The sequence below is a fragment of the Agarivorans litoreus genome, from assembly GCF_019649015.1.
GTDB classification, from domain to species: Bacteria; Pseudomonadota; Gammaproteobacteria; order Enterobacterales; family Celerinatantimonadaceae; genus Agarivorans; species Agarivorans litoreus.
On sequence record NZ_BLPI01000001.1, the window covers coordinates 1,053,952 to 1,076,707 of the forward strand.

The 22,756-nt window shown below is 43.5% G+C and carries 17 protein-coding genes and 1 pseudogene; 5 read left to right on the top strand and 13 right to left on the bottom strand.

The features are described 5' to 3' along the window. Positions 1–102: 102 nt before the first annotated feature. Together K5L93_RS04890 and K5L93_RS04895 are read right to left on the bottom strand one after the other, a co-directional pair. Positions 103–3,252: an N-6 DNA methylase gene (locus K5L93_RS04890; protein WP_220718717.1), complete on the bottom strand. Its 3,150-nt coding sequence runs from the start codon at positions 3,250–3,252 to the stop codon at positions 103–105. Next, a complete protein-coding gene (locus K5L93_RS04895) occupies positions 3,233–3,523 on the bottom strand; it encodes an XRE family transcriptional regulator (protein WP_220718718.1) in 291 nt (96 codons plus the stop codon). The genes K5L93_RS04890 and K5L93_RS04895 overlap by 20 nt, the downstream gene beginning before the upstream one ends. A 175-nt stretch (positions 3,524–3,698) precedes the next feature. Between K5L93_RS04895 and K5L93_RS04900 the strand changes: the two are divergent. Then, positions 3,699–4,705 (top strand): annotated as a pseudogene (locus tag K5L93_RS04900) (IS1595 family transposase). On the opposite strand, the gene K5L93_RS04905 reads toward K5L93_RS04900, so the two are convergent. The 3 genes from K5L93_RS04905 to K5L93_RS04915 form a co-directional block, all read right to left on the bottom strand. Continuing rightward, positions 4,702–5,130, bottom strand: coding sequence for a hypothetical protein (locus tag K5L93_RS04905; protein ID WP_220718719.1), 429 nt, complete (start codon positions 5,128–5,130; stop codon positions 4,702–4,704). The pseudogene K5L93_RS04900 and the gene K5L93_RS04905 overlap by 4 nt on opposite strands. Before the next feature lie 223 nt (positions 5,131–5,353). Further along, positions 5,354–5,743 (bottom strand): CBS domain-containing protein, encoded by a 390-nt coding sequence (locus tag K5L93_RS04910; RefSeq protein WP_220718720.1) that lies wholly within the window; start codon positions 5,741–5,743, stop codon positions 5,354–5,356. Between the two features lie 232 nt (positions 5,744–5,975). Continuing rightward, positions 5,976–6,959, bottom strand: coding sequence for a lipase family protein (locus K5L93_RS04915; protein ID WP_220718721.1), 984 nt, complete (start codon positions 6,957–6,959; stop codon positions 5,976–5,978). Between the two features lie 291 nt (positions 6,960–7,250). Between K5L93_RS04915 and K5L93_RS04920 the strand changes: the two genes are divergently transcribed. Beyond that, complete coding sequence (locus K5L93_RS04920) at positions 7,251–7,967, top strand: hypothetical protein (protein WP_220718722.1); 717 nt, start codon at positions 7,251–7,253, stop codon at positions 7,965–7,967. 67 nt (positions 7,968–8,034) lie between these two features. Here the strand turns inward: K5L93_RS04920 and K5L93_RS04925 are convergent, their stop codons facing one another. After that, complete coding sequence (locus K5L93_RS04925; protein ID WP_220718723.1) at positions 8,035–8,799, bottom strand: exodeoxyribonuclease III; 765 nt, start codon at positions 8,797–8,799, stop codon at positions 8,035–8,037. 318 nt (positions 8,800–9,117) lie between these two features. Here K5L93_RS04925 and K5L93_RS04930 point away from each other — a divergent pair, with 318 nt between their 5' ends. Continuing rightward, positions 9,118–10,692, top strand: coding sequence for a BCCT family transporter (locus tag K5L93_RS04930; RefSeq protein ID WP_220718724.1), 1,575 nt, complete (start codon positions 9,118–9,120; stop codon positions 10,690–10,692). Positions 10,693–10,747: 55 nt separating this feature from the next. On the opposite strand, the gene K5L93_RS04935 is transcribed toward K5L93_RS04930, so the two are convergent. The 3 genes from K5L93_RS04935 to K5L93_RS04945 all read right to left on the bottom strand — a co-directional run bounded on the left by K5L93_RS04935 (position 10,748) and on the right by K5L93_RS04945 (position 15,077). Then, positions 10,748–11,464, bottom strand: a complete 717-nt coding sequence (locus tag K5L93_RS04935) for a 3'-5' exonuclease (protein WP_220718725.1) — start codon at positions 11,462–11,464, stop codon at positions 10,748–10,750. Beyond that, positions 11,464–13,350 carry a DUF294 nucleotidyltransferase-like domain-containing protein gene (locus K5L93_RS04940; protein WP_220718726.1) on the bottom strand — a complete coding sequence of 629 codons (1,887 nt, stop codon included), beginning with the start codon at positions 13,348–13,350 and terminating at the stop codon, positions 11,464–11,466. Before K5L93_RS04940 ends, K5L93_RS04935 begins: the two co-directional genes overlap by 1 nt. A gap of 425 nt (positions 13,351–13,775) precedes the next feature. Further along, positions 13,776–15,077, bottom strand: a complete 1,302-nt coding sequence (locus K5L93_RS04945; protein WP_220718727.1) for an anaerobic C4-dicarboxylate transporter — start codon at positions 15,075–15,077, stop codon at positions 13,776–13,778. A 238-nt stretch (positions 15,078–15,315) separates the two neighbouring features. Between K5L93_RS04945 and K5L93_RS04950 the strand changes: the two genes are divergently transcribed. Continuing rightward, positions 15,316–15,810: a GNAT family N-acetyltransferase gene (locus K5L93_RS04950; protein ID WP_220718728.1), complete on the top strand. Its 495-nt coding sequence runs from the start codon at positions 15,316–15,318 to the stop codon at positions 15,808–15,810. A 273-nt stretch (positions 15,811–16,083) separates the two neighbouring features. Here the strand turns inward: K5L93_RS04950 and K5L93_RS04955 are convergent, their stop codons facing one another. The 3 genes from K5L93_RS04955 to K5L93_RS04965 form a co-directional block, all read right to left on the bottom strand. After that, entirely contained in the window at positions 16,084–18,747 is a 2,664-nt protein-coding gene (locus K5L93_RS04955; protein ID WP_220718729.1) for a family 14 glycosylhydrolase, read from the bottom strand. A gap of 196 nt (positions 18,748–18,943) precedes the next feature. After that, the gene (locus K5L93_RS04960) at positions 18,944–19,414 is read right to left on the bottom strand and encodes a methyltransferase family protein (protein WP_246614988.1); all 471 of its coding nucleotides are present in this window, start codon (positions 19,412–19,414) and stop codon (positions 18,944–18,946) included. A 13-nt stretch (positions 19,415–19,427) separates the two neighbouring features. Beyond that, positions 19,428–19,970, bottom strand: a complete 543-nt coding sequence (locus K5L93_RS04965; protein WP_220718730.1) for a hypothetical protein — start codon at positions 19,968–19,970, stop codon at positions 19,428–19,430. Between the two features lie 1,055 nt (positions 19,971–21,025). Between K5L93_RS04965 and K5L93_RS04970 the strand changes: the two genes are divergently transcribed. Beyond that, positions 21,026–21,955 (top strand): pyridoxal-phosphate dependent enzyme, encoded by a 930-nt coding sequence (locus tag K5L93_RS04970; RefSeq protein ID WP_220718731.1) that lies wholly within the window; start codon positions 21,026–21,028, stop codon positions 21,953–21,955. Here K5L93_RS04970 and K5L93_RS04975 read toward each other — a convergent pair. After that, complete coding sequence (locus tag K5L93_RS04975) at positions 21,952–22,707, bottom strand: hypothetical protein (RefSeq protein WP_220718732.1); 756 nt, start codon at positions 22,705–22,707, stop codon at positions 21,952–21,954. The two genes, K5L93_RS04970 and K5L93_RS04975, sit on opposite strands and share 4 nt — an antisense overlap. Between the last annotated feature and the right edge of the window lie 49 nt (positions 22,708–22,756).

Consider the following 22,756-nt stretch of genomic DNA (forward strand, 5'->3'; position numbering starts at 1 on the left):
ATTAAACCATTCACAAACATTAGTGATAGAAAAATCCGGAATTATGTAGCAAATGCACAAACCCAGTAAAAACAATGCTTTACCGGGTTTACATTGCAAATATTACTTAATTCCCAACACCTCGTTAACTAAATCATCAAGTTCCTGTTGTTCTTCTTCCGAAATGTCACCACCAGACATTGTTGCAATACGGGCAATATCGCTAATAGCCAGGTGAACACTATCCATATCGTCGAACTCTGGAATTTTGAGGTATTCAGCTACACTGGAACCGAGACTCAATAGTGAGCCGTAAGCCATCACAGCTTTTGCTACATAGGTTGAATTGAGAAAACCTGTCAGAAACGCAGCATGGTTTTCTGTTTCCACCGGAATAAAGTAGAGTTTGTGATCAGGCACAACGACTTTGGTCCCTAGTATTTCGTCCTCGACAGGACCAATATAGGCCGCGAAAAACGTTTTGTTGTTCATTTCCCGCCACAACACTTTATACGGAGAAAACGTATAGTTACCCGTACTCCAGAGGGAATAATATGGTTTGTTCTGTTGGAAGCGCTTTAAACTGGACCGAACTTTTAACTGTTCTTTAAATTGCTCCAGGAACTGGTAAGTATTTGGGTAATTGAATGGCAGTTCAGGATCTCCATGCATCTCTCGTTGCGGTACGAGAGAATGAAACGGTGTTGGGACGGCCCTAAACTTCGTCACATCCTTTCCTCTGAGCATAGGGAAAACGTGCTCTGCTTCAACAACATCGGTTATCTCAGGTATTCCCTTTGTACGCCCTTCCTGCACTCTGTTTCGGATAGTCACGTTTCCATTAGTCACTTGCTTATCCAAGATGTCTACCCAAAATATGGCGTGTCTGTCGGTTGTAATGCCTTTTCTGGCTACGTAGTGGCTTTTTCCTTCATTGAACACATATTTAAACACTTTGTGCTCTTTCTTTGTCGCAATTAGCCATGGACGTGAATCGTTCTTTCCGCCAGGTGCGGGCTTTGCAAACAAGTTTTCACTTTCTGCCCGTTCACGAAAGTCTGATGCATCTGAAAAAGAGCGGATGGTTTTGTTTTTAGCGTCTTTCGCTGACCACTTTTTGTAAGTGATTGGATACCTGGTATTTTCACCACGCTCAACAACCAGTAGCGCCGGAAAGTTACTAACACCATCAAAGGGCTTAATGGCGTTGTAATCTTCCACCAGAGTTACCGCGCAATTGATACGGCCTTCATCAATTTTAAAGCGTCTGAAGCCTTCACTGGATTCATTTGAAAAAACAGTGCCGGTTATGAAAAATCCAAGTCTTCCACCGTCCTTCAGATATTTTCGAATAGCCTCAAAAGTGATGACGGTAGAAATATCAGATTCAATGCCACCAACCCATTTATCAGAGCTAAAGACTCCCATGCTTCGGCATTTATCATTAACGGCTTTGACATAGGCTCTTGGTAAGTGGCTCCATTTAACCCAAGGAGGATTACCACAAATGTATTTAACCGGACTTATCGAACCCGCCCTGAATCGCTCTGCAAGGATAGAACACCATATTCCATCCCAGCCTTCTTTATGCAGCTCAACCAATGTATTAACCGCATTATTGAGGGCTGTTTCTTCTATTTTGTTGAGGTTTAATGATGCGACCAATTTGAGAAGATGTGCAGATATCTTACTGGCGGGCAAGTCATCCATAATCCAAAGTTTAAGCTGCTGAAATACGGCGTAGAACTGGTCATCCAGAATAAGCTTCTCTGGCACTCTGAACAGCTTTTCACCTTTATCAGTCAGAAGATTATATTCATAACAGCAATCAGGCTGAATATTGGCCGTGTTGATGGCATCAGCCATGTATACGGGAATTGTCACAGGATTTTTTGGGTTTAAATACGGAGCTATAAACGTCACGATAGAGCCTTTCGCACTCAATACGGCAAGAGGATTAAGATCTATGCCGTACAGACCGGATAACAACTCAACTGCATCCGCTCCCGGTTTTGCCACTCTTCTTCGCCTTATTGCTTCAAGCAAAAACGTGCCTGAGCCACAGGTCGGGTCAAGCAGATCAGATTCCAAATCCCATTCAATAACATCAAGCCCATGTTCTGCCAGCCAGTCTGGTGTATAGAACTCACCAAGCGCGTGTCGAAGCTCACGGGGTACGAATCCTTCATATATCCCCTTAAACAGATCTCTGGTACTTTCAGGTCGCTTCTTACTGATTTCAAAATCAACGATTGATAATTCCACCAACAAGTCGTCTATAACCTTTGCAAATTGGGACCAGTTATCATCCTCCAGATACCAGGAGAAGAAGTCTCCGGCATACATATTTGAAATGCCCGCATTCTTGAACAACTTTCCGGTTTCCATTGAATTGATACGCTCCTGCACATCAATGGTTGTATTCAGAATGTTTTGTGTGGAGCCGGGTAATGCACATGCGGCAACTATTTTAGCCAGTAGCGCAATGTAAGTATTGAGTGAAAATAGATATGCCGATATATTTTTTGTGTACTCAGCGTCATGATGGGAACTTTGACGCTCTATCAGGTTTCTCATTCCGTCAGGCTGAATCCCAACTACCTGACCAAAAAGGCGGTTCCATTCGGTGTAGAGCAGCTTTTCCTTTGAGGTGCCACCTGCATCTGCCTGGACGATTGCATCAAAAAACATAGGAATGAGTTGTTGCCCATACTTAGAGTCAGGTCCAACAACCTCTTTTAACAGGATGGCTGAAACCAGTGGAGTCCCGTTGTTAATGAGTTCCTGAATGAGTCTTGTCGCGGCTTTTTCATCAAAAGGCTGTAAGGTTTCCCACACTGGCACACCAGATGAATCATGACGACCAAATGCTATACTCTCGCCGTCCCACGCTACCATGGTGTAATCTGACAGCTCGCGACCTTCATCGCGATGCAACAGTTGGGCGTATTCTTCGGCCTGTTTTTTGCCGTGTTTACACTTTCCATTATTCTTTTTATTGAAGGACTTTGGGCCTTCATACTCAATAATGACAGCGCCGTGAGCAGAATCGACCCATTTATAACCACCTTTACCATCTGGCACCCGCCGCTGAATAGGGCAAGGTTTCCAGATACCGTTCAGGTTTCGGCTAAGTTCTTTAAATGACAACTCGATTTCGTGCTGCAACTGATACTCGTTTTGAGCGCTTTCAGTCTTTTCAATAACATCCTTAACTAGCTGGACTGCGTGTTGTTTCATTTTTTCCTGTGCCTTAATCTTTTCTGTTTCCACCAAACTGACCATCTTTCGCTGCACCTCTGGGCTTATTAGGCTCCAGCTCAATGCTTTCGATAACCGTTTTAAAGTCCAGGCCTTTCTCTGCCATCTCTCCCATGAGAGCGGCAATAATGGCCCAGTGTGCGGGGATCTTCCCCGTCTTCGAATAATTGGTTAGTGAGTTGGGATTGAGTTTCACAATTCTGGAAAACTCACGCCCTGAAATACCCGCTTTGCCTAACTGACGTTTGAACTCTTCATAATCCATACTGACAAATACTGTCATTTTATACAGTATAATCCTCTTTCGATGTGTATGCTAAAGATTTGCCATTTATACATAGATTTATTTTCAATGTACATTAAATAATGTTTATTCTGGCTTGATACACATTAATTTATGTTCTATTATGGTTGCACATATATTAATGTGCATTAAAGTTGATAAAGAGGAGGGTAGCATGAAAAACAAAAAACAACATTTTCTGTTGTCAGCCTCTGCACGCACCCTCAGTCTGAGAAAGATATTCCGGATGAATCCTTCGAGTTATTCAAACAGGCTCGCTGGCCTCAGGGTAAGCCTGTCTGTCCTCATTGTGGCGGCGAACATCACTACTACCTGAAAACCCGCAAACAATGGCGCTGTAAGGATAAGGATTGCGGTCACACTTTCTCAGTCACGAGCGGGACGATCTTCTCTTCTCACAAATTACCTTTATCGGTTTACCTGGCAGCAATCGCTATCTATACCAATGCAGTAAAGGGGATTAGTGCCTTGCAGCTATCACGCGATCTGGATGTACAGTACAAAACCGCTTTTGTGCTAGCACACAAGATCAGGGAATCATTGCTGAATAATCGTGATGAATCTGCACTATCCGGTGACATAGAAATGGATGGAGCCTATGTTAACGGCCATGTTCGTCCTGAGAACAAGAAAGAGGAACGAGTAGATCGCCGACTGGCTGAGAATCAACGCCCTGACAAGCGCTGCGTCCTGGTGTTTCGTCAAAGACAATCAGAAGAAAGTACAGGTCGCACTTTGCCGTTTATCATTAACAAAGAGAACCAGGCTGATGTAGTCAACTTAGCGGGTCGTTTTATAGATAAGCAAAGCACCATCTTTACTGATGAAAACAGCGCCTATGATCCGCTACACGGTAAATTCGACACTAAGCGTATCAACCACCAGAAAGCCTACTCCTACGAAGATGGCACCACCACCAACTACGCTGAAAGCTATTTCTCCCGCTTCCGCAGAATGCAGTACGGACAGGTCCACAAGTTCGGTAATCTGTATCTGTTAAACTATGCCAATGAAGCCGCCTATCGGGAAGATAACCGCCGCATGAATAATGGTGATATGTTTGACGATATTCTTAAGAAGTGCACCAAAACCCGTACTTCACGAGATTTTGGTGGGTACTGGCAGGGTAACAGGAAACTGGCTGAACGGCTGGCTGGCTAAGCAGCAATCTCCCACAATGCCGCCAATCCCTCTTTGCCACACTGATTAACCTGGTTAGCCTTTAGTGCCTGTCTCAATGTAGTCGCCACCGTATTTCTTAACTGCTTCTGGTGTTCTTCAGGCACCCGCTTTAATTCATGTACCTTGTCGGCAATAGCCGTTGTCGTTAACGGCTCTGATGCCACCCTGAGTATATCCAGTACCATGATCTGGCATTCCCTTGGCTTAAACAACCTCGCATTGCCTGTCGTGCGCTTAGGTGTCACGGTTCTGACGTCGTATTCAGGTTCAAACACCTTGATCGTTGCCTCAACGTGGCTCAGGTCTTTACTCAGTCGAGCAATTTCCAGTTGATAATGTTTTATTTGTCCTGCAAGCTCACTGTGTTTACTTACAAGTGCAGAGATTACATGGGATTCAGCCATATTAACGCCTTTCAATTAATAGAGAATATGACTGTATTTTATTCAATTCAGGGGCGGGATTCTTGTGCGGTTGCTACATAATTCCGGAAAAATCACTAATAACTCTATAATAGTCAAAATTTTTATAAGCAACTTGAAATGTATGAAACTAATTGCAGCGTTTTACTCAAGCCAAGGCAGGGAGTGCAGTAGGTTGAGATTCACTCCATCACCATTAGGCTAATTAGATAAGCTCGTTTTTTAAGAAAGCACTTAATACGTCAGAGGCCGAAACAATGCCAACACAGGTCGAACCTTCGGTAACGATAAGGTGGTGTATTTTTTCATAACTCATAATTTCTGCGGCTTGCTGGATACTTATATCAGGTGCAACCTCTATCACCCGATGGGTACACAGCTCCCAAGCATGTTCCAACTTTGGATTAGCTCGCAGCGTACTAAAGTGCACTAAATCGCTCGCACTAATTACACCAAAAATCGCACCATCAGGGCTAAACACTGGAACACAACAAAGCTTATTGTCGTCTAATACTTGGCATACTTTTTCAACCGAATCATCCAGTGCAACACCGATTACATTGGTTTCCATAAAGCTGCTAATTTGTGTGCTCATCTCCCCCCCCTTAACAAATCATTAACAACAACGTTTACGGATACTTTAATCATAGCTGGTATTAGTACGCCAAATAGTATCTAACACACAAAAATGTTAATAGCTTGTTAGAGATCAATATTACAGAAACGGCCAAGCACCAAGTTTGGCTTAAGTGGCTTACTTGCGCGGGTAAGCAGCCAGTAACAGATAAATTCTCTGATTTTCTCCCACAATTAACTCCAAAGCGATTTTACTCTGCTAAGTTATTCCAAAGCTTTACGCAGTAATAGATGGGCATGTGATCGGTAAAACTAATTTTGCTGTCAGCTTGCCACTGTTTAAGGTTATCTCGCCATTCGTTGAATGACTCAAGCAGATGTTGGTTAATCTCAGCAAGATCAGCACTTAGGTTTTTGCGGCGCTGTTCTTGAGCTTTAAAAGTATTAACAATAAGCGCTTTATACTCGGTAGGGCTCTTTTCTGGTCGTTGATAATCGATTTTTTGATCGCTATGAATGTATACCAGCTCTCCAATATCTGCGAAGCCAAAGCTTATTGCCGGTAGATTGGGAGGTAACATTGGGATAGGATCTTTAGCATGTTCTACTCGCCAAATAGGCCGGTGATTTATTTGCTCAATAAATTGTTGATTACCGACTCTGGGAGCACCATAAATGTATAAGCCCCTTGCTTGTGGCACTTTAGCAAAACACAAGCTTGCTAAAGCACCACCCAAGCTATGGCCAGCAAGCCAAATGGGTCGTTCTGGGAAGTCTACTATCTGCTGCTCAATAAACTGCTGTAAGCCATGCTCGCCACTCCATACTTCATCGAGCGCTTTGGCAAACCCTTGATGTACTTTTCCACCCTCTGCAAAAGCTACCAGTATGCTGTCTAAGTCTGTTTTTAACTCGTATAAGGCAGACAAAGATTTAAGCTCTGTGCCGCGAAAGGCAATAATTAAGGCTTCTTGACTACCGGCTGCCATGCATTCTGTGCCGGTGCCTTCAAAAAAAGTAAACTGCTCAAAGCCAGCTAGTTTAAAAGCCATACGAGCAAAGCCTGGGTGGCAATAAGCAAGCAGTGAACATTCGGCTAACCACCAAGCATTTACCTCGGAGAAATCGGTATTGTTGGGCTGAAATGGGTATTGATTAGCGCCTTCAAAATAAAGGTAATTCATATCAGGCGGAACAATGTCGTAGTTTTTGGCGTCGGGGATTGGCTTCTTCATGGCTAAAACTGCTACTGTTAAGCGAACGATTAGCTTAACGCATTTACTAGGGGCTGTTGACCTTTCGGGCTGAATTTTGCTGCAATTTGCGGCTTATATACAAGGCAAAAGCTTTAATGTGTAACAAGCCTATATAAGAAGCTGAAAACGCAGTTGAAATAAGCCACCAACGCTGCCCGAAGGCTTCGTTTAAAACAGTAACATTCGCCTAGTTTTGAGTTACAAATGCAAGTTAAGCGGTGACCATCAGCCGATAAGACCTAGCTGACAAAAGATTCTGGAAAACAAGTAATGGTAATGATTGCTGGCAAAACTCGCCTTATAGCAACAATGGCTTTGAGCTCATTATTGTTAGCATGTGTACCTACCATTCAAACCGTTTACCTCACACCACAAGTGCAAGGGACGGTAGTGTTATTTACCCCAAGAGAGAGCGCTAACTTTAGTCCTTTAAGTGGTATTACTGCTTACCACCCTGCTTCACCGGAAGCGGCGACACAATCCAATCAGCAAGGTGAATTTCTACTGGAGGCAAGCAGTAAGGTGGAAGCCAGTTTATTGATGCCAGGGCACTCATTAAATTACTACCCAGTAACAGTACAAACCGAAACATTTAGTTATACCATGTTAGCGCAAGCCTCAACTAAGATGCTAGATATAGAAACGGTTAAGCTAAGCAGTATAGTTGTTAGCGATGAACTCGACGGTAAATTGCTGCTAGCTAATCCCGGTCCAAACGCACTCAAGTACTGTAATCTGAACTCCGTTAAACAGCTACGCAGAGCACAAGCTGTTCATCAACTGCTCAAGCAATACTATCCAGCGCCAAAGCAACTTGAACAGCCAGTGCTTAGCTATATCAATGACCAACAGCAACAAACCTTAATGTGGTTGGAATATGTAAAGCGCTCATGCAATTGGGAAGATGAAGACGGCTACCCTCGCTACCGTGACATGAAAGACGCCCGCGAGTACTTTGCTGAGTTAGAAACAAGCTTGCTAAACTAAACCGCCAAGTAACAACAAAAAAACGCTGCTTATAATAAGTAGCGTTTTTATTTAGTTCAGGGGAAAATTAAACCGCAACATCCACTTGCACAGGGCAATGATCTGAGCCCATAACATCATTCAAAATATCAGCATCACTCACTTGAGCAGCAAAGGCTTCACTCACCAAGAAGTAATCAATTCTCCAGCCAATGTTTCGGCCACGTGCGCCAGCTCGGTAACTCCACCAGCTGTATTTAACCTCATCCTGTTTCTTTAAGCGGAAGGTATCAACAAAACCAGCGGCGGTTAAATTATCAATGCCGTCAATTTCTTCCTGCATATAGCCAGCACTTTTGTTGTAGTTAGGTTTTGGACGGGCTAAATCAATATCCTTATGAGCTACGTTTAAATCGCCACAAACTAAAACAGGCTTGCGTTGTTCTAAGCCTTTTAGGTAAGCCAGAAAATCTGCATCCCATTGTTGGCGGTAAGCAAGACGTTTTAACTCACTGCCAGAATTAGGCGTGTATACGGTGACCAGAATAAACTCGGCGTACTCTGCCGCAATTACCCGCCCCTCTTGGTCGTGCTCTTCAATACCCATGTCATATTCAACATTTAGCGGCTTCTCTTTAGTTAAAATGGCAGTACCTGAGTAACCTTTTTTAACCGCCGAGTTGCTGTAAATGTGGTATCCCTCTAGCTCACTTAGGGCTTCAAGCACTTGATCATCTTGTGCTTTGGTTTCTTGTAAACACAGCACATCGGTTTGCATTGATTCTAGCGAAGCCATGAAGTCTTTCTTCATCACTGCTCTAATGCCATTTACGTTCCACGATACTAAACGCATTCGCCCTTCCTTAAGAGAGTAAAGTGTAATATTCAGCCCAAGCCAAGTTTAAGCTAAAGCAAATTAGTTGCTCATTGTAGAGGCTTAAACTAAGGAAAAACACCCTTAAACAAGAACGCCAAATCCATTGCTCTAATGCTAAGCAGACAAAGCACCGCCAGAGCCTCATCAAAACAAAGCTTTCATAAAAAATTTATCAAATTGCACCTACAATAAGCTCATAGAAGGACTTACTTTGAGCTGGTTTCTGAAAATTTACGCTTATTAAGGTAAAGTAGGCACACAAAATCGCATAAGCGTTGTGCTAAATGAGGATGAATGACTACCAATCAAGATAAATATAGTATTGATAATACCGATTACACTGTCGGACAAGATAATGTTCAAAAATGGGGTTTTGATGTACATAACCCCGTTTTTGGCATTAGTGCATCTTTAATAGGCGTGTTCTTAATTGCCGTACTGCTGGTTGACCCAGACGTATCAAAAGCCGCATTAGATGGAATAAAGTGGCAAATCATCGGTGCCTTTGATGGCCTATTTATGTGGTCAGCTAACATATTTGTGCTGTTCTGCTTAGCCATGGTGGTATCCCCGTTCGGCAAAATACGCCTAGGCGGTGAAAACGCCAAAACCGATTACTCAATGATGTCGTGGATAGCCATGCTATTTGCCGCTGGCATGGGCATTGGACTTATGTTTTGGGGCGTAGCCGAGCCTGTTGCTTACTTTACAGGCTGGTACGAAACACCACTTAATGTTACTGCCAATACGCCAGAAGCAGCTAAATTAGCGCTTGGCGCCACTATGTTCCACTGGGGTCTGCACCCTTGGGCCATTTACGGTGTGGTGTCTCTATCACTGGCTTTTTTTGCCTTTAACAAAGGCCTACCACTGTCTATGCGCTCGGTGTTTTACCCTATTTTGGGTGATCGTACTTGGGGTTGGCCTGGACACGTTGTAGATATTCTTGCGGTGCTTGCCACGCTGTTTGGTCTAGCAACCTCTTTAGGTTTAGGCGCACAACAAGCCGCCAGTGGTTTCCACCATGTATTTGGTATAGATAATGGCTTACTACTGCAAATAGGCATCATTTTCTTGGTGACACTATTGGCTGTGGTATCGGTAGTTCGCGGTATTGACGGCGGCGTGAAACTTATTAGTAACGTAAACATGTTGCTAGCGGCAGCCTTGGTAGTATTTGTTGCCTTAGTCACCTTTGCGGTATCTATGGGCACCGTGCCAACCACCGTTATGGGCTATATAGAAAACATTATTCCACTGAGTAACCCGATAGGTCGTGAAGACTCAGCATGGATGCACGGCTGGACAGTATTCTACTGGGCTTGGTGGATTTCTTGGTCACCATTTGTAGGCATGTTCATTGCACGTATTTCACGTGGCCGTACTATCCGTGAGTTTATCATTGCCGTGCTAATTGTACCTACGGTAGTAACCACGCTTTGGATGTCGGTATTTGGTGGCGTTGCGATTGATCAAATCGTCAACAAAGTTGGAAGCTTAGGCGCCGACGGCTTAACCGAAGTGCCTTTAGCTATGTTCCAAATGTTTGATGCCTTGCCAATGGGCAGCATCTTATCTTTACTGGCGATCGTTTTAGTATTGGTATTCTTTGTAACCTCTTCAGACTCTGGCTCATTGGTTATCGATAGCATTACTTCGGGCGGTAAAGTGGATGCTCCGGTTCCTCAGCGCGTATTCTGGGCGACCATTGAAGGCGCAATAGCTGCCGCGCTAGTTTGGGTTGGCGGTACCGAAGCTATTCAAGCATTGCAGGCTGGCGCCATTTCTACGGCCTTGCCATTCACCATTATATTGCTGGTGATGTGTGTAAGCTTGTTAATGGGTCTACGTACCGAAAAACGCAGTTAAAACTTTCTAAGCCTTAACAACTAAAAGCCGAGTAAGCCTACGCTACTCGGCTTTTTTACAACCACAGTTTGTTGATAGGGGTATCGGCACTAAAGTGATAATGGATCTGCGCTTGCAGCAATTCGGCGGTGGCAATGGCGTCGGTAAGTGCATCATGCGGCGGGTAAACAGGTAAGTTATAACGGCTACGGGTATTAGCCAGTCGAATAGACGTAGGCTTAGGTTTTCTTATCCAATCTATTAGCTTTTTAGGTTGAGCGGCTAACATGTCGGCTTCAATTTGCATGGTATCCACCAGCGGGAAAATAATGCCTTCATTAATCAAGCTGCGTAGCGTGTGATGCAAAAAATCTCGTTCAATTCTGCGATAGTGTACTACCACTACTTTACCGGCCAGCTCATCTAGTAGCTGCTCTAAAATCCGCAGCAAACTGGGCGCGCCCTTTAAATCAGAATGGGTAATGCCGTGAATAACAATAGAGTCTTCTTTTAGTTTATCCTCTGGGGTAACAAACCAATGTTTTGCTTGCCTACAAGCAATTCGTTGCAGCGTAAATGGCACCAAACCAATACTAATAATGCTGTTCTTCTTTGCATCTAAACCGGTGGTTTCAAAATCTAAAGCCACAAACTCAATATCCTTAAGCTTGGTGTCTGCATGATAGGTGCTAGCGTTATAAAAATTGATCAAACGCTGATCTTTGCTCTCTAAGGCTTTAATCTTAAAGAAGGCTTTCCAATTGAGAATGTCTTGCTGATTAAGGTTCGGCATTAGCTGTTCTGCATACTGTTAGCGGTATAACGAAACTTCAGAAAGTTTTGCGCACTGCTTAGCACCAAAAAGGCATCTTTAAGATTTCGCCTCTCAAAGTCAGACATGTTTTCCGGCTCAATATTATTATCAGGCTCTTGGTTGGCTTCTATGTCCAAGGCTTGGTGGCGAATCCGCACCAAAGAAATAAACTCCATCGCATGTTGTAAATCTTTTCCTTTTGAAGGCGGTAAAATTCCCGCCTCAATAATGTCTTCTAAGCGGTCAAAAGAGTTCTGAGATTGCGAGCCAATAGCCAAGCCATGTACCCGAATAAGATCGGCCAGCGGCGCTGTACCGCGCCGTTTTAGGTTAATTGAATTGTTATGTCGACCATCTTTTTCCATCACAAAATCTTTAAAAAAGCCCAAGGGAGGTGTGCGATTTAACGCGTTTCTAGCTAAACAAGCCAGAAAACGGTTGTTCTTTTTAGCCTTTCGAAGAATAAAGGCATTTAACTGCTCGGCCCATTTGGGCCTACCATACACACCGTTAAGGTCAAAAAAGATAGAGCAGTTAAGCAGTGCTTGAGGGTTAGGATTATCGATCCAATCAGCGAAACACTCCTCCCATTGACTTTGCGTTTTACGGTACTCCGGGTTTGTCGCCATTATGTCGCCACTGCAATAGGTATACCCGCAAGCGGCTAAACCATCACATACGTAGCGAGCAAGCTCTTCAAAATACTTACCGTGTTCCGCTTCCACATATTGGTTATCAAGAATAATCGCGTTGTCTTGGTCGGTCACAATCAGCTGTTCATCTCGAGCCATCGATCCCAAAGCCAAAAAGCAATAAGGCACCGGTGGAGGTCCCAATTTTTCTTCAGCTAATTCCAATAAGCGCTGCTTAAAACTACGGCCAATTTCCGACATGGCTCGCCCCACCATGTGTGAATTGGCATCTTCATTAATCATTCTTACAAAACAATCTTTAAGTTGATGAGATAGGAGGACTAAATCATCAACACTGTTTTGCTGAAAAATACTGCTCACAATCAGCAAACTATTTTGTGACTCATAACGAATAATATCGCTAACCTCAATTAAACCAATCGGTTGCTTGTTCTTTAAAATAGGCAGGTGATGCACGTTATAACGCAGCATCAGCAACATAGCTTCGAAAATATAAGCATTGTGATCTAAAGAGATAAGCTCGGTAGACATTACCTCAACGACCTGAGTCTCTACATCTAAACCTTGAGCAATGACTTTGGCACAAAGGTCGCGTTGAGTAATTATACCGACGAAGCTTTCACCACCTTCGTCAGTCAAGTTGGGGTCACGAATCAAGACTGCTGACACATTTTCTTCAGACATGATTTTGGCAACATTTTTAATCGAAGTGGTAGTGTCCAGCATCACCGGTTCAGCACTTAATATGGTTTTTACCTTCGACGTAGTAAGAGAATTGGCATTTTCACTGTTATCTTCAACCGCTTGTTGCAGACGGATAGTGCTTTCAACTTCCACAAAGTCGGCAAATACCTCGTAGCGCTCGCAAAACTCTTCAAATATGTTCTCGGGAATACAATATAACAGCGTGTCTTTCATCGCCTTGGCGGGAAAACGAACCTTATTGCTGGTTAACAAGCCCATTTGTCCAAAAACGCCGCCCTGATCTAAGCGATTGTATAGCTCGCCGGTGCGGCGGTAAATTTCCACCACACCACTGCGTATCATAAAAAAGTCATGAATTTTGTCGCCAAACTCAATAATCATATTGCCTGCGCGGAAATAAGATATCTCTACACTTTTTGCGACTTCTATAATTGCTTCTTCAGGTAATTGATCAAAGGGAGGGTATTGGCTAATAAAATTACGAACTTCGAGTAGCTCTACGTCCATTAATGACTCTATATAGAAGATAATTTGAATGCTTGCTCTCTAGTATATGGCATCTATCCAACTGTTGCAGTGAACTAAATTAAGCATAACTAGCATTGGTGCTAAATATTTCCTATTAGTATTGCCGTCAATCAAACTAACAAAGATCTAGGTTACAGGTAATAAAGAAAACTTGGCTTCAGTGGCATGGCGTGCCAACTAAGATTAGCAGCCTCCTTTCGCTAACACCAAAAGTGTTATCGTAGCTAAAAAAATACCACCATTTAGAATATTCTCCGCAATTAACGCCCCAAACCACTAGCTATGATCGTTTACTTAAACAAAGCAAAACTGCCGATAGGTTCAGCGCCAACAAATAGCTAAACTAAAACCTATCGAGTATTTATTAAGAGCGTAAATTAAGCACGTAAAAAAGGTATAAGTGCTTATAAAATGATTTCAGCAAAAATAAAACCAAGTATCACCGAACTGGTAATTGTAGCCACGCCAGGCACAAAGAAGGGATGGTTAAATACCCATTTCCCAATACGGGTAGAGCCCGTATCATCCATTTCTACAGCCGCTAATAAGGTTGGGTAAGTAGGCAACACAAACAACGCACTTACCGCTGCAAACGAAGCAATGGCCGCTTCTGGACTAACACCTAACATAAAGGCCGAAGGCATTAAGGCTGCCGTGGTTGCTGCCTGTGAATACAGCAACATACTGGCGAAAAAGAGAATAAGCGCCAACATCCACGGATGATCTTCTAACAAACCACCCGACAAAGCTTTAATTTCATCTAAATGACCTGATACAAAGGTATCGCCCAGCCACGCTACACCTAATACACAAATACAGGCACTCATGCCCGATTTAAAAGTAGCGGCATTAAGCACTTCGCCAGTATCAATTTTACAAAACAATGCAATAGCGGTGGCCGCAGTTAGCATAAACACCATGATTGCTTCGTTACGTGGCAAGCTTGGGTTTTCAATTAAACCAACCGCATCACTAATCGCCGTTGCGTAAAACACTACCGCTACAATAGCCACTAAGAATATAAGCACTGAGCGCTTAGCACTGGCCGGTAAAGCTTCACCTTGTTTATCTCGCTGACTCACTAAACCATGGGCTAAACGTTCTTGATAGACTGGGTCATCTTTAAGCTCTTTACCCATAAATTGGGCAACAAAGGCTCCCACCATACAAGCTAAAAACGTGGCAGGAATACAAATAAGTAGCAGGCTAATATAGCCCACGCCTTTGTCTTCTAACATGCCGCTCATCAGTACCACCGCTGCCGAAATAGGCGAAGCAGTAATGGCGACTTGCGAGGCAACAACCGCAATGCTTAAAGGGCGTGATGGGCGAATGCCCTGCTCTTTAGCCACTTCTGCAATCACCGGAAGGGTAGAAAATGCCGTATGCCCAGTACCGGCAAACAAGGTCATAATGTAGGTAACAATCGGCGCAAGAAAGGTAACTTGCTTAGGGTTACTTCGTAGCACCCGCTCGGCAATATTCACCAAATATTGCAAACCACCAGCTACCTGCATTGCAGCAATGGCAGCAATCACCGACATAATAATTAGGATCACTTCAATAGGAATAGTGCCGGGGCTCATACCCAAGCCAAGAGTAAGCACCAATACCCCTAAACCACCCGCAAAACCAATTCCAATGCCACCTAAGCGCGCACCTAAAAATATGGCTGCTAATACCACCAGCAACTCTATCGTGATCATAATTCCTCCCAAGCTCTAATTGCGACGCACTTTACGTGAAAGCCAACGCCAACAATAGATGATTAAATCAAACTAACGGCAAAAACCAGACAAATAAACCCAAAAATACAAAATCAACAGAATTTAAATCCATTTAAAATGTAAGGGAAATATCATTTGTTTTTAACCTATATGCAGCATTTGTTAGTAAGACTAGCACTAATTATGTCTATGTATTGATTAAATTTTTGACAAAACAATGATAGAAATTTGCTATGAAAATCCTAACAGCGAACAAAGCAAACAACTGCTAAAAGCCCAAGCCGATTCCTTAATGAAATTAACTGGAAACAGCGCGGTTGAATGTTTTAATGAAAATGAGTTTTTAGCTGAAGATGCAGTATTTCTATTAGTTAAACGTAAGGGTGTAGCCCTCGCCTGCGGTGGTTTTAGGTATCTACAACCAGGTATTTGTGAAATGAAGCGAATTTACTCGCATCAGGCTGGATTGGGTAAGGTTATTTTGCAAGCTCTAGAGCAATACGCTGTAACTCTGGGTTATCAACAAATTAATTTAGCCACCCGTAACTCAAACACTCAAGCCATCCAGTTTTACGCTAAACACGGCTACCGAGCTATCTCGCCTTTTGGTGTTTATAGTCACCATCCTCATTATTTGAGTTTGGCTAAATCACTCGCCAATGCTGAGCAGACGCTAGGCATAAAAAAAGCGCAGCTTAGTCGCTGCGCTTAATCAATATGAATCACCAATTATTAGGGTCTGTTGATCTTTGCTGATGGTTTTTGCAGCCATTTAGGCAAGGCAGTGAGTGTGCAGTTAAGTGGGCTTAATAATTACTCGCTAACGCTGAATAAATGGCTAAAAAATGCTGCCCGAAGGGTTCGGGTAAGCGAACTTTACTCTTTGTTAAGCACTTCTTGCTTAGCCCACTAGGCTTCTAAGTGCTCGCCGCGATTAAAGCCCGCTTATCTCGAACAAAATTTCAACACCAAAGAGCAACAGACCCTAGCTAATGCGGTTAATCAGCTTTCTTAGCTCACGCATTGGCGTTGGCTCATCATCAAAGAAGTTTTGCATTCTTAACAAGGTTAAACCATCGTAGCCAGGTGCCCGCGTTAGCGCACGCCCCATTTGCTTCCAACCCTGCTCGCCATATAACTCACCGGCAAGTGCATTTTCACCCATCAGCGATACTTGGCATTCGTCTGCTGCATCGGCCATCCAGTCCACTAAATCAGCTGCACGAGAATAACCTTCATAGTCTTTGTTTATCATTTCTAAACAAGTGAAATGAATCGCGGCACGCGCTTGCTTGCCTTCTGGCAATAAGGCTTTAAGCAAACCTAAGTACTCTTGCTGGTTATTGCAGCTTAAGGTTGGATGCACTGCAATTAAGCCAGCGGTAATCTCGGCTGCACGTGGCAACTCGGGATCGCTTACAACCCAGTGAATCCCCGGAATTTTAATGCCAATAGGCACTTGGCCAAATGAATCATCGTCAAACACACTCAGTGCATTTTCAAAAATGCGTCGACCATGAGCAACCAAGGCTTTGTGATACCAGGTTAAAAACTCCCGCGCCCACGCATTATGGATGTAGCGCTTGTGGCTAAATAACCAATCTGCATCTGGAATTTCGGCTTGCTCAAAGCTTTCCCAAGTAAAACCAAAACTGCCATTAAGCGCTGCAATACTGTGGTACTTCTCTTTTAAATAACGTAACCAGTCTTGTTTTGCTAAGCGGCTGTAACACTGCAAGGTACCGCGGTTAGGGTAATTACCCCAGTCGTGGGCGTTGTAGCTTGGATAACGTAGCTCTCCTGCAGGGCCAAGGCTTACGTTGATTTCATCCATCAAGCCAGCTTGGTTAATGTAATGCTGTTTAAAGGCTTCCATAAAGCGCTGGTAATAAGGCATCACAAACTCATCGGCCCATAACGATACATACTCCATAGAAGCATCGCCGGTTTCCGATACATATTGCAGATCTTGCACCGAGTTAAGTTGATCGTTGCTTTCCAGTAAACGGCCCCACAACCATAGGGGAATGGCTTGCATAAAGTCATCGTTCACATTGCCGCCCGCCTGGTGGAACGACAAAATAGGTACCCATTGCAAACCTAAACGTTTAAGCAGGCTTACTACGCGGTCGTAGTAACTCCAATCAAACTTGCCTGGTTTGTCTCCTTCCACCAAGCCCCACCAAATATCGGTAGAAATGGCGGTAACACCAATACTACGAAGCTGGCGTAATTGCGCCTCAAACTGTTTCCAGTTTTCTTCATCCAGCAGTTGTTTCTGGTTGGCCACTTTAAGATGCAAAGGCCCCATTACTCGGAACTGCTTTTTACCCAATTGCTTAGTTTCGGCAATTTGATACTTAAACTTATTAAGTTGCGACAAACGCCCTTTAACGATGGCCTGCTCATTTAACTGAGACATATCATTAAAGATCCAGCCTTCAAACCCGCTACCGTGTAATACCGAATGATAAAGCTGATCCCAGCCTGGATGGCTAGCCAAAGCCTGTGGCTGAGAGTTTTGTACCAAGGCCGGTATTTTTAGCTTACGCATTGCAGTAAGTAAGGCTTGATTAACACGAGTTGCATGGCTTGATTCAGCGCCGCTGGCCACAATCAACAAACGACCGGCAGCTTGCACATGCCAATACTCTAACTGAGCGATTTGGTAATCAAGCAATTGGGGGCGGTCTAACCACGGCTGCGGATTAATCCCGGTTAAACAACCCAACCAAGGATGATCGCTTGCGGTAAGCTCTGGCATAGGAATGTTTAAACACAACTGGCTGTGTGACCATGCATCCGTAAACTGCTGCTCAGCGACAGCCAACACTTTACCTACATAAGCTTGCCAATTACTGGCATACCATGCATTAAACTCTTTAAAACAGGTATTACTTGTTTTGTTCTTGTAACAACGGCTTAGCGTTTCGGCCAATTGTTCTTGCCAAGGTGTATCGCCATTTAACTCCCACAAACTCAACCAAGCTTGTTGCGAGCCATATTGCTGTTGCATGTCTTCGGCTAAAGCAGCCAAGGCAGTTGGGCTAAAGCTTTGATAGATAGGTTGACCATCACGCTCACCCCAAGGAATACATGCCTCACCATTAGGCCCTAAGCCCAGCAGCAAAGCATCACAACGCGGCGCAAACTCAGCCATGTGCTGTGCAAAGCAGCCCATCCAGTGGCTAAACATTTCCACCAAACCAGCTTCAGCCCACAAACTTGGGCTTTGGGTATTGTCGCGACCATATTGGTTAACGTACTTAATCGCATCGGCAGTTTGAGTTTTGGGTAATGCTGCCAGCATAGAGCCCCAAAACCAGTCAGGAAGACGTTGTTCAGTGCCTTGCTGAGTATCGGAAGAAAAGAACAACTGGTATTGCAGCTTAAAGCCATGCGACACCAAATGCGCCGACAAGCGCTTAAGAGACGCCCAGCACTCTGCCTGATCTAATTGCTCGGCACTAAACGGTGCTATGTAGCGCCAATGCACTGGCACTACCAAAGCATCTACACCATTTTGGCGTAAATTACGAAGTTGTGGAGATAAGCTCTGAAGCTGAGCTTGATTACATGAAGCGGCATACTCAGCCAGTGGTAAAGAACCCTTTACCCAAGCTTTGCGTGCTGAAATTGGATTAGCCATGTTTAGCTTACTCTAAAAAAACTGTGCTAGTTATCCCTAGTCCGCGTCTTAACAGCAAGGCTGCAAAGCTTTTCAGCTGAACAAAAGGAGATCGAGATCACATTACATATTGGCTGTAGTGTAGCCTAAGTGCTTAATTAACCAAATTGATCTGGCGTAAAAGTCACTCCGTAAAGTTAAAAAACCTGCACTTAAATTAAAGCCAACGCCGAACCTTGCGGCAATATTGCAGGTATTGTTGATTAAATTGCTGCGTAAGTAGCTTTTCTTCAGGCTCTATTTGTAAACGATTAATAAGCAGTACAAACACTACGCAGCTTAAAAAGCTTAAACCCGCCTGCAAATGCAAACACCAGGCTGTTAACAGTAGCAGCAAACTTAAATACATTGGGTTGCGGCTATAACGATATAGCCCTTCCACAACTAAATGCTTACTTCGTTCCGGATGATGAGGATTGATAGTTGTATGTTTTCGAGCAAAACCAATCAGGCTTGCTGCTGCGATAAATGCCGCCAAAAACACCAAAGGCCACTGCAGCTTTACCAAGCCCGATGGGAGTATTAGCCAACTCCATTGCGCACTTAACTGCGCCAAGCCGTAAGCTATAGCTACACATAACAATAGCCAAAGAGGAGGAGGAACCAACAGTTCTAAGCGTTTAAGCACTAAGCCTCTCTATTTAGTTATCGGCGTTATCAGATTTGTCCACTTGTTGATAAATATAGTGCCCTCGGCCAGTAATTGCAGTATGAAATAGATTCTGGAAAGGAAACAAACGCTTTTTAAGGTAATAAGTAAAACCGGCAAACAGTGCACTTAAGGCTACATTAATCAGCCCTTCTAGTTGGAAAATGTAAGGTAAGCTTTGATAGATCGAATAGCCTGAAAACACCATCAGCAGTAGATAGCCATTGGCAGCATTTTTGTAGATCATAAAAATAATTAACAAAGGTACTAAAGCCGGCATCAATAAGGCCATTAACAACTGGGCACTCACTTGTTCTGCAGCCATTAGACCAAACACCAATTTACTCAGCACCATAAACTGCAATACTGCCAACAAAAAAGCTTTCTGCTTGGAATATTGCTGCAAAGTGCCAGGCTCGGGAATAGACGCCAAGGCTTTAGTTACTTTTCGCAGATTCCACTGCTGCTGCTCTGCATGTTCGTAGACTTGTTGTTTGCTTAGCCCTTGAGCTAGTAATTGATCAACTTGTTTCATTGCACCTCCGTAAAGGCTCACTTTACCTTAGTACGCATATTAGCGACATCTTCAGGCGCACAAATAACAATTAGCATAAGCAACAAAACAGATCAGATAATTAGCCAAAGATCCTTAGTATGAATTACCTACAGCTAAGCAAAATTTAGCGCTTTACTCTTGATTATTGCCAAACTTATTCACATAAGCGCAAGTTATTAACATTTAATCGTTCTACGCAACCAAATCATCTAGAAAATCGAAAAGCCTTAAACTGAGAAAAAACACAATATGCTATTGAGTTTCGACCATTTTATAGTGCTTGTCTCTTAAACAAGCTGCTGTGATATCGATCAGCTTGCTTACGCTAACAGCATAAAAGTAACAATTATTGAACATTCCTACGAAAAAACACACTTAGACTAGTACAGCACTATCAGTAGCTTAGCTTACATCTTTGCGAATCAGGTCAATATAGACTTAGTTTTTTAGCTATTACATTCTTAAAACAAGGCTCATGAAACGTTCTATTTTTGTATTTATTTTAACTAACAGAAAAATGTCAACGCCACGAAACAAAGAAGCAGTAAAAAAGAATTTTTTACTAATTTTAGGTGACATTATTGACGCTAAAAGCCGATCCGCTGCAAGCCACTAACTTCACAGGGTAGAGAATTTTATCCACAGCTTTGTGCACTGTTTCTGTGGGAAAAGCTGTTTGGATTATTTTGCTTATTTCAGTGAAATATATTGTGCTGACGGATATAGGCAGTTGTTACTCTCATTGACAAGTAAAAAATCAACTAAGGCTTCTATTTTTATTTGTTAACTAAGTCTTGTCATCCACATAAATCTAATCTCCCGCGCCAACGCTGGGCTGCGCCCATGATCTCAAGAGGATCGCAAAAAATTAAGATAGATCTTTTTGCTCATCGTTTTTTGTCACCAAATTTTCACAATTGAATGAAATAATAAGCAGTCGCCCAAGTTGTTGGCTCACAATCATTAAATTGCTTTGCCACTGAATCAAGTCAACGTAAACTAATCACCACAGACTCATCACATTTGGTTGCCTGTTGTTTAAACCATCTCCGGTACAGTTGGTACATTTTCAGCGCAAGAAAATCTACGTAAAGCGAGATGATTTGCTGCACCCGCAGTTTTCTGGCAACAAAGCACGTAAGTTCTACCACTTCTTAAATCACCCGCAACCGGGCGTAAGCACACTAGTAGGAAGTGGATCTGCGCAAGCTAACTCGCTGTATTCTTTAGCTGCGTTAGCGCAACTTAAGCAATGGAAATGCGAGTTCTACGTTGACCATATCCCCAGCTGGCTAAAACAAAATCCTTGTGGCAACTATCAAGCAGCGCTAGAGCTAGGCGCACGAATCATTGAGGTAAGTAGTTTACATCGTCAGCAGCAAGCTAACTTAGACAGCTTTATGCAAACCATTGTTAAGCCAAGCTTATCGCCGCAACAATTATTTATCCCTGAAGGTGGCCGCTGTGAATATGCACGCGAAGGGGTGGTCACACTAGCGGAAGAGATTGAACAGTGGCAGCACCAAAACCAAATTGGCCGTTTAAACATCATGCTGCCAGCAGGCACCGGCACCACGGCCTTATTTTTGAGTGAGTACTTTAGCCAAATGAATCCCTGCATTAAAGTATATAGCTGCGCCTGTGTAGGAGATGAAAACTATCTAAGCCTGCAATTTACCCAACTTAATAGTAATACCGCCACTCACCCAATTATTCTGCCGCGAGCCAAGAAGTATCACTTTGGTAAGTTATATCGCGAACACTACCAAACTTGGCTGTCGCTTAAGCAGCAAACCAAGCTTGAGTTTGAGCTTCTCTACGACCCAATTGGCTGGCAATGTTTAATGCGCTTTCTTGAGGAACAAACGGATGAAACTCCAAGCTTATATATTCACCAAGGTGGTTTATTGGGTAATCAAAGCATGCTGCCACGTTACCAACGAAAATACCCCGATTTAACTTAACGCCAATCTAGCCAATAACTGTAAGGAAACTCTTCAGACAAACTCACTGTTTCTTGATAGTGAGGACTAGGGCTATTTAAGCATTCGGTGCCATGAAATTCGGGCTCGGCCCAACCAGTATTTTCGTCCAAATATTCGCGGCTATAACCCCAGCGACCACAAGACAAAATGGTGTCGTAGCTTTGGTCTCTTTGGCACACCACGCAGGTTTCAAACTCCACCATGATATCTTGGCCCTCTTTACCCAAGGCATCAGAGACAAACGGGGTGTCGTAAATGGCTAAGGTAGACGCTCTCGTAGGAGGTTCATTCCAGGGCTTATCGAGCGTATCGGCTGGGGTTTGATGTACGCCAGCGCCGTGTTCTAAGGGAAAAGCATCGTAAAAAGGCTCAACAAAGCTTGCTGGCGCATCAATTTGAGCCCTGCGTTCATCGCCTAATAAACGGCGATTGGTGGTGCGAATTTGTAACATGCGATATTGGTTACACTGGGCTTGGTTAGCTAACTCTAACTCGCCTAAGCGATTAGCAAATAGGTGGATTTCTAGCCCCACCCCAGTGGCATTATCTCGCGGAATATAGGACGCTTGCTGACGACTGCTGTGATACCAAGCTTCAGAAAAAACCAATACGCCTAGTGTTTGCTGTTGGTAGGTAACAGGACACACTTTCCCCACCCATAACTCTTCAGCGACTAAAGCTGAACTTAAGCTGCAATAGCTTAATGTTATCCATAAGCAAACTCGCGTCATAAGCTATCCCCGCAATCACTATCTTGCAAATGTCATTTAAGTGTAGTCG

Coding starts and splice junctions, on each gene's coding strand:
- K5L93_RS04930 (WP_220718724.1), top strand. CDS start 9,118: ATGACTACCAATCAAGATAAATATAGTATTGATAATACCGATTACACT.
- K5L93_RS04925 (WP_220718723.1), bottom strand. CDS start 8,799: ATGCGTTTAGTATCGTGGAACGTAAATGGCATTAGAGCAGTGATGAAG.
- K5L93_RS04935 (WP_220718725.1), bottom strand. CDS start 11,464: ATGCCGAACCTTAATCAGCAAGACATTCTCAATTGGAAAGCCTTCTTT.
- K5L93_RS04920 (WP_220718722.1), top strand. CDS start 7,251: ATGGTAATGATTGCTGGCAAAACTCGCCTTATAGCAACAATGGCTTTG.
- K5L93_RS04910 (WP_220718720.1), bottom strand. CDS start 5,743: ATGAGCACACAAATTAGCAGCTTTATGGAAACCAATGTAATCGGTGTT.
- K5L93_RS04905 (WP_220718719.1), bottom strand. CDS start 5,130: ATGGCTGAATCCCATGTAATCTCTGCACTTGTAAGTAAACACAGTGAG.
- K5L93_RS04950 (WP_220718728.1), top strand. CDS start 15,316: ATGATAGAAATTTGCTATGAAAATCCTAACAGCGAACAAAGCAAACAA.
- K5L93_RS04975 (WP_220718732.1), bottom strand. CDS start 22,707: ATGACGCGAGTTTGCTTATGGATAACATTAAGCTATTGCAGCTTAAGT.
- K5L93_RS04940 (WP_220718726.1), bottom strand. CDS start 13,350: ATGGACGTAGAGCTACTCGAAGTTCGTAATTTTATTAGCCAATACCCT.
- K5L93_RS04965 (WP_220718730.1), bottom strand. CDS start 19,970: ATGAAACAAGTTGATCAATTACTAGCTCAAGGGCTAAGCAAACAACAA.
- K5L93_RS04955 (WP_220718729.1), bottom strand. CDS start 18,747: ATGGCTAATCCAATTTCAGCACGCAAAGCTTGGGTAAAGGGTTCTTTA.
- K5L93_RS04915 (WP_220718721.1), bottom strand. CDS start 6,959: ATGAAGAAGCCAATCCCCGACGCCAAAAACTACGACATTGTTCCGCCT.
- K5L93_RS04945 (WP_220718727.1), bottom strand. CDS start 15,077: ATGATCACGATAGAGTTGCTGGTGGTATTAGCAGCCATATTTTTAGGT.
- K5L93_RS04895 (WP_220718718.1), bottom strand. CDS start 3,523: ATGACAGTATTTGTCAGTATGGATTATGAAGAGTTCAAACGTCAGTTA.